Here is a 6024-nt window from a genome sequence, read left to right as displayed (position 1 = left end):
AAGAACGATAAAAATACCCGCACTACCGGTCGCCCNACCCTGAACGAAGTGGCACGCCTGGCCGGTGTCAGCCCGATTACCGCCTCCCGTGCCCTGCGCGGCGTCAGCACGGTGGCCACCGAACTGGTGGAAAAAGTGCAACTGGCCGCCGCCGAACTCAACTACGTGGTCAACCCGGCGGCCCGCGCGCTGGCGTCGGCCCAAAGCCACTCGGTGGTGGTCATCGTGCCGTCGCTGTCCAACCTGCTGTTTATCGAAACCCTCGAAGCCATCCACCAAGTGCTGCGGCCCAAGGGCTTTGAAGTGCTGATCGGCAATTCGCACTACTCGCGCGACGAAGAAGAAAACCTGCTGCGCAACTACATGGCCTACCAGCCACGNGGTTTGCTGCTGACCGGTTTCGACCGCACCGAAAGTTCGCGCAGGATGATCGAGGCGAGCAACATTCCCTGCGTGTACATGATGGAACTGGACAGTGCCGCCGGGCTCAATTGCGTCGGTTTTTCGCAACTTGCGGCGGGTGAAACAGCGGCTCAACATTTGCTGTCCCGAGGGCGCAAGCGCCTGGCCTATATCGGCGCGCAGCTGGATCAACGCACCTTGCTGCGCGGTGAAGGCTTTCGCAAAGCCCTGCAAAAGGCCGGTTTGTATGACCCGGACCTGGAAGTGCTGACGCCACGAGCGTCGTCCGTCGGACTGGGTGGCGAACTGTTCCTGCAACTGCTCGCCAGTCATCCCGATGTCGATGCCATTTTCTTCGGTAACGACGACCTGGCCCAGGGCGCTCTGCTTGAAGCGATGCGCTGCGGGATCAAAATCCCCGAGCAAGTGGCGATCCTCGGTTTCAACGACCTGCCCGCCTCGGCGCACATGGTGCCGCGCCTGAGCAGCATCAGTACCCCGCGTGAGGCGATTGGCCGGCGTTCGGCGGAGTTGATGCTGACCTTGCTGGCGGGCAACACCGTGGCCAAACCGGTGCAGGACATGGGGTTTGAGTTGAAGGTGCGCGAGAGCACCTGACCCATGTGGGAGCGAGCCTGCTCGCGATGGCGGTGGGTCAGGCATCATCAATGCTGACTGTCAGGACCTCATCGCGAGCAGGCTCACTCCCACAAGGGATATGTCGACACGCCATAGTTGATCCGCTGGTACAAACCAAACCCCTGCCCCACCTCAACAGCCTGTCCCATCAATGGCAGCACCAACAACGCCCCAAGGGTGCATACCAGGGAAAACCAGGCGAACCATTTCAAACCCAATACTCGCGACGCTAGATAGATCCATAGCGCGTTGGCGATCAACAACGTCAGAAACATCACCAGGCCCGAAAGGTTATGCAGCTTCTGACTGTCGGAGGGATTTTCCAGACCACAGCCGATATCGCAGGAAAAATACCCGGCGCCGAAACTGGCAACACCGTGCAGCACAATCAGCACCGCGCTCAGTCGAGCGAGTTTCGAGGTATGGAAGGTCGCGAACGCGGCCAGACCGAAGACGATAAACAACACACCCAACGGGAAATTATTGATCAGCGGCGACACGCCATGAGTCGGTGCCCCAATTGCACCCAGCTCACTCATTGCCTGATTGAGATGGCTGTATCCCGGATACAAACTGCCGGCAATCACTACACCGACCAGCAGCCAGATCGGCGTCAACAAACCCGCCACAAAACCCCATTTGATCATTCCCTTGTTCGCGAGCCTGCTCGCGATGGCGGTGGGTCAGGCATCATCAATGCTGACTGTCAGGACCTCATCGCGAGCAGGCTCACTCCCACAAGGGATTGCCTCAGCGCCCCATCAGTTCGACAAACGCCATCGCGCCTTTCTGCAACGGCTGGCTCTTGAGCCACACCGCATGCACCGGCAGCACCAGACCGTTCTCGATGTTGCGGAAAATCAGGCGCTTGAGTCTTCCCGCATCGAGCAACGGCTGCACCACGGATAGCGGGAAATTACCCCAGCCCAACCCGGCTTCGACCATTTCCAGCGCCATGGCGAGGGTGTCGGTGCGCCAAAAGGATTCGCCTACCAAAGGCCGGGTTTCGCTGATCGGCAGGTCGCGACTGGCAACGATGATTTGCCGCACCTGAACCAGATCTTCCAGAAACAAATCCTCGCCCTGAAACAGCGGATTGTCCGCCGCCAGTGTGGCGATCACGCTCTCGGTGCCGACGAACTGGAATCGCTCCAGCACGTTCATGCTCAATCCCGCGAACGCCAGGCAAACGCTGACGCGACCGCTGTGGAGCATCGCCAGCACATCGTCCTGGGGCGCGCTGAGCACTTCGATTTCCAGAAGCGGATGACGCTCGGCGATGACCTTGATCGCGGCCAGCAAACGGCGCTTGTCGAGGTCCGCCACGACACCAATCGACAACTTGCTCTCCAGCCCCAGCGACAGCTCGATCGCATGCACTTGCAGCTGCTTGAGCTGTTCGGCGATCAACCGCGCGTGCGGCACCAGCGCACTGGCCATCGCCGTCGGCACCGGTTCGCGATGGCTGCGATCGAACAGCGGATATCCGAGCTCGGCTTCCAGGTTGGCAATGCCCATGCTCACCGCCGACGGCACTTTGCCCAGCGCACGCGCCGCCGCCGAAAACGAACCGCGCTCGATCACGGCCAGGAACAATTCGATGCTGTCGCTGTTGAAATTCATTCCTCTTCCTATCAATAAAACTGAAAGCTTCTGACTTTTTCTGTCAGGCCTATTGAAGCTATCTTTCGCCGCCTTCGCCAGTGCAACTGGCTTCAAATTCGCGAGAAAGAGGCAAAACTCCATGCAAGGCGTTAAACGCAAACTGGTCTACGTGTCGCTGTTCGAAGTCTTTGGCATGACCTTCTCGGCGCTTGGCCTGGCGCTGCTGTCCGGCACCTCCCCCGGCAGCACCGGGCCGTTGGCCGTCATCATCACCACAATCGCGGTGACCTGGAATTTCATCTACACCACGCTGTTCGAGCGCTGGGAAAGTCGTCAGCCTTCACGCACACGCACCGTTAAACGGCGCATCGCCCATGCCGTGGGATTTCAACTAACCTTGATAGTGTTTCTCATCCCGCTGATCGCCTGGTGGATGAACATCAGCCTGGTGCAAGCTTTCCTGCTGGACCTGGCGCTGATCATTTTCATCCCGTGCTACACCTTCGCGTTCAACTGGCTGTTTGATCGCACGTTTGGTTTGCCCGCCTCGGCACTGCCGGATCCGGTTTGAAAACCGTGCAATGTCTGTCAGATTCCTGAAGCGTCGAATCGCTAACGGAGTAGCTCAATGGAACATGCACTGAAGATTTTGGGTAAAGCGTCATCCATCAACGTCAGAAAGGTCCTGTGGACCTGTGAGGAACTGGGCGTGACCTACGAACGTGAGGACTGGGGCGGCGGTTATGCGTCCACCCACACGCCGGAGTTTCTCCGACTCAATCCCAACGCGCTGGTGCCCGTGATCATCGACGACGCCGGTGTGCTGTGGGAGTCCAACACCATCTGCCGTTATCTGGCCGGCAAACACCAGAACACCGATCTGCTCCCCCACGAACCGGCCGCGCGCGCTCGGGTCGAGCAGTGGATGGATTGGCAAGCCACTGAACTCAATGCCTCATGGAGCTACGCATTCACGGCATTGGTGCGCAAAGATCCGGAATTCCAGGACCCGCATCACATCGCTGCCGGTGTGCGCACCTGGAACCAGAAGATGGGCATCCTCGAGCACCAGCTCGCAGCGACCAAAGCTTACGTCGCCGGGCCACGCTTCACCCTGGCCGATATTGTCATCGGGCTATCCGTCAACCGATGGTTGATGACGCCGATGGAGCGGCCCGATTACCCGGCCATCGACGAGTATTTCCAACGATTGGCCCAACGTCCGGGCTTCCTCAAGTACGGCTGCAACGGCTTGCCTTGATGCCCGCGCTGTTTGCCGCCATACGGCAAAGGTTCACCGCAAAACCCAAGTCGACCGCTCGGCCAACACGCTCCAACTGACTGTTTTATAGAGGTTTTTCTTTATAGGCATACTATTTGCTGAAAGCACCGCACCACAAATACCTACAAGGTCTACTCATCATGTTGGTCAGTGCTAAACAACAAACGTTAACGGTGCCGCTCCCCAAGAAGCCCGGCGAAGATCCTACCGCCGAAGCCGCTGCCGGACTTCAGGGTGCGATGCTGCAAACGTTGCAAAGCAACGTTCAGGCGAAAGCCGCGCAGATACAGCAATCGGCCACTCAAAACGCCACGCAGCAAGTCAGTGAGGCGAGCCGAATCAGCGACAACGTCGATGAAGCGTTCGCGAAAACCCGTGTGGGGCTGCAAGCCTCGTCCGCCAAACTTCCAGCCGAGACTCAATTNCCAGCCGAGACTCAATTAGCCACGGATGCCTTCAAGGAATACATGAGCAAAACCCCGGAAGAGCGCATGCAAGACGCCATTCTGGAAGAGATGGGTTTGACGAAAGAAGAAGTGGAGCAAATGCCGCCGGAGAAACAACAGGCGATTGCTAAAGAGATGGCCGAGCGCATGGAGGACAAGATCAAACTGGCGCAAGCCGAGAAAGAAAACGCCAGCAGTGAGAAAGGCAGCAGCCAGGTGGTCGACAAGTTCCTCGCTTCGCTTTGACAGCGCTGGTATCGCGCAATCCATGTAGCCGCTGGCGCAGCCTGCGGCTACAAAGGGCGCGTCGCGATGGGGTCAGTTCAGTTGCAACGTCTCGCTGAACTGGCTGATCGCATCGACCACATGCCGTGACCCTTCCTGAATCTCCAGGATCACCTGCCCCGCCTCATTCGCCAGTTCCACCCCCAGCCCTGTGCGGCTCAGGCTCGACTGCATGCTCGATACCGCGCTCAGCGACAGGTCGTGGTTCTTGCGCACCACNTCGACAATCTCCAGCGTCGCCTGGCTCGTGCGTGCCGCGAGGCTGCGCACTTCATCAGCGACCACCGCAAAACCCCGCCCATGCTCCCCCGCCCGGGCAGCTTCGATGGCTGCGTTGAGCGCCAGTAAGTTGGTTTGTTCGGCAATGCTACGAATGGTCTGCACGATGGCGCCGATGATGTCCGACTGTTTGTTGACCGCATCGATACTGAGCGCGGCTTCGTTCAGGTCCCGGGAAATGTCCTGGATGATCTGCACCGTTTGCTGGACCACCTGAGAACCTTTCTGCGCACAGGCATCGTTTTGCACGGAAGTGCTGTGCGCCGACTCCGCAGCCGTTTGCAAGGTAGTGACTTGCTGGGTGATGTCGCTGGCAAACTTCACCACTTTGTACAGGCGCCCGTTGGTGTCGAAGATGGGGTTGTAGGAGGCTTCCAGAAACAGGGTTTTGCCGAATTTGTTTTTTCGTTCGAAACGATGCGAGTGATATTCGCCGCGATTGAGTGACGCCCAGAACGCTTTGTAGGCCGGCGACTCGGCTTCGGCGCGGTGGCAAAAGAGACTGTGGTGCTGCCCCACCACTTCGTGGAGCGAGTAATGCATCGTCTTCAGGAAGTTTTCGTTGGCCGTGATGACTTTGCCCTCGGGGGTGAATTCGATCACGGCCATGGAACGACCGATGGCAGCCAGCAGGCTTTCGTTTTCATGCTCCTGATTGATGCGCGCAGTGATGTCCGAGGCGACTTTGATCACGCTTTTAACCTGACGGTCGGGACCGAACACCGGCATGTAACTGGCCTCGAGCCAGACCTCCTTGCCGCGCTTGTTCAGGCGCAAGAAGGTGCCGCTGACGGGTTCGCCACGGGCCAGATCCCGCCACAACTTCGCGTAAGTCTCGCTACGATAAAAAGTTTCTTCGCAAAAGATCCGGTGATGTTTGCCGCGCACTTCGTCGGCGCTGTACCCCATGACGCTGCAAAAGTTGTCGTTGGCATCCAGCACGATGCCGTCCAGAGTGAACTCGATCATCGCCATCGATCGACTGACCGCCGCCAACTTGGCATTGGCCTCCGTCAGCGCACAGCTGAATCGTTGGATTTCCAGCAGGTCAGCCTTGTGATGTAGGTTAAACATGGTCGTATCACC

Annotated in this window: 6 protein-coding genes and 2 pseudogenes; 4 read left to right on the top strand and 4 right to left on the bottom strand. The window is 58.5% G+C overall.

Going from position 1 to position 6024, the window contains the following annotated elements:
* Window positions 1-1020 (top strand): HTH-type transcriptional regulator GntR (gene gntR / locus B7L09_RS24830; RefSeq protein ID WP_094471059.1); only part of this gene is annotated, 1020 nt, incomplete at its 5' end.
* Window positions 1021-1103: 83 nt separating this feature from the next.
* On the opposite strand, the gene B7L09_RS24825 is transcribed toward gntR, so the two are convergent.
* Together B7L09_RS24825 and B7L09_RS24820 are read right to left on the bottom strand one after the other, a co-directional pair.
* A complete protein-coding gene (locus B7L09_RS24825) occupies window positions 1104-1688 on the bottom strand; it encodes a DUF998 domain-containing protein (protein ID WP_094471058.1) in 585 nt (194 codons plus the stop codon).
* A 103-nt stretch (window positions 1689-1791) separates the two neighbouring features.
* On the bottom strand, window positions 1792-2664 hold the full coding sequence (locus tag B7L09_RS24820) for a LysR family transcriptional regulator (protein ID WP_094471057.1): 873 nt from the start codon (window positions 2662-2664) through the stop codon (window positions 1792-1794).
* Between the two features lie 121 nt (window positions 2665-2785).
* Between B7L09_RS24820 and B7L09_RS24815 the strand changes: the two genes are divergently transcribed.
* The 3 genes from B7L09_RS24815 (at window position 2786) to B7L09_RS24805 (ending at window position 4620) form a co-directional block, all read left to right on the top strand.
* Window positions 2786-3217: a PACE efflux transporter gene (locus B7L09_RS24815; protein WP_094471056.1), complete on the top strand. Its 432-nt coding sequence runs from the start codon at window positions 2786-2788 to the stop codon at window positions 3215-3217.
* A 57-nt stretch (window positions 3218-3274) separates the two neighbouring features.
* Entirely contained in the window at window positions 3275-3907 is a 633-nt protein-coding gene (locus B7L09_RS24810; protein ID WP_094471055.1) for a glutathione S-transferase family protein, read from the top strand.
* A 161-nt stretch (window positions 3908-4068) separates the two neighbouring features.
* Window positions 4069-4620, top strand: coding sequence for a hypothetical protein (locus B7L09_RS24805; protein ID WP_094471054.1), 552 nt, complete (start codon window positions 4069-4071; stop codon window positions 4618-4620).
* 72 nt (window positions 4621-4692) lie between these two features.
* Here B7L09_RS24805 and B7L09_RS32935 read toward each other — a convergent pair.
* Both B7L09_RS32935 and B7L09_RS32930 read right to left on the bottom strand, forming a co-directional pair.
* Window positions 4693-5121 (bottom strand): annotated as a pseudogene (locus tag B7L09_RS32935) (methyl-accepting chemotaxis protein); the annotation flags it as partial.
* Between the two features lie 114 nt (window positions 5122-5235).
* Window positions 5236-5907, bottom strand: a pseudogene (locus B7L09_RS32930) (PAS domain-containing protein); the annotation flags it as partial.
* Window positions 5908-6024 lie beyond the last annotated feature (117 nt).

The sequence above is a fragment of the Pseudomonas mandelii genome (genome assembly GCF_002251635.1).
Classification (GTDB): domain Bacteria; phylum Pseudomonadota; class Gammaproteobacteria; order Pseudomonadales; family Pseudomonadaceae; genus Aquipseudomonas; species Aquipseudomonas mandelii_B.
This window is presented reverse-complemented; position numbering and strand designations above follow the sequence as displayed.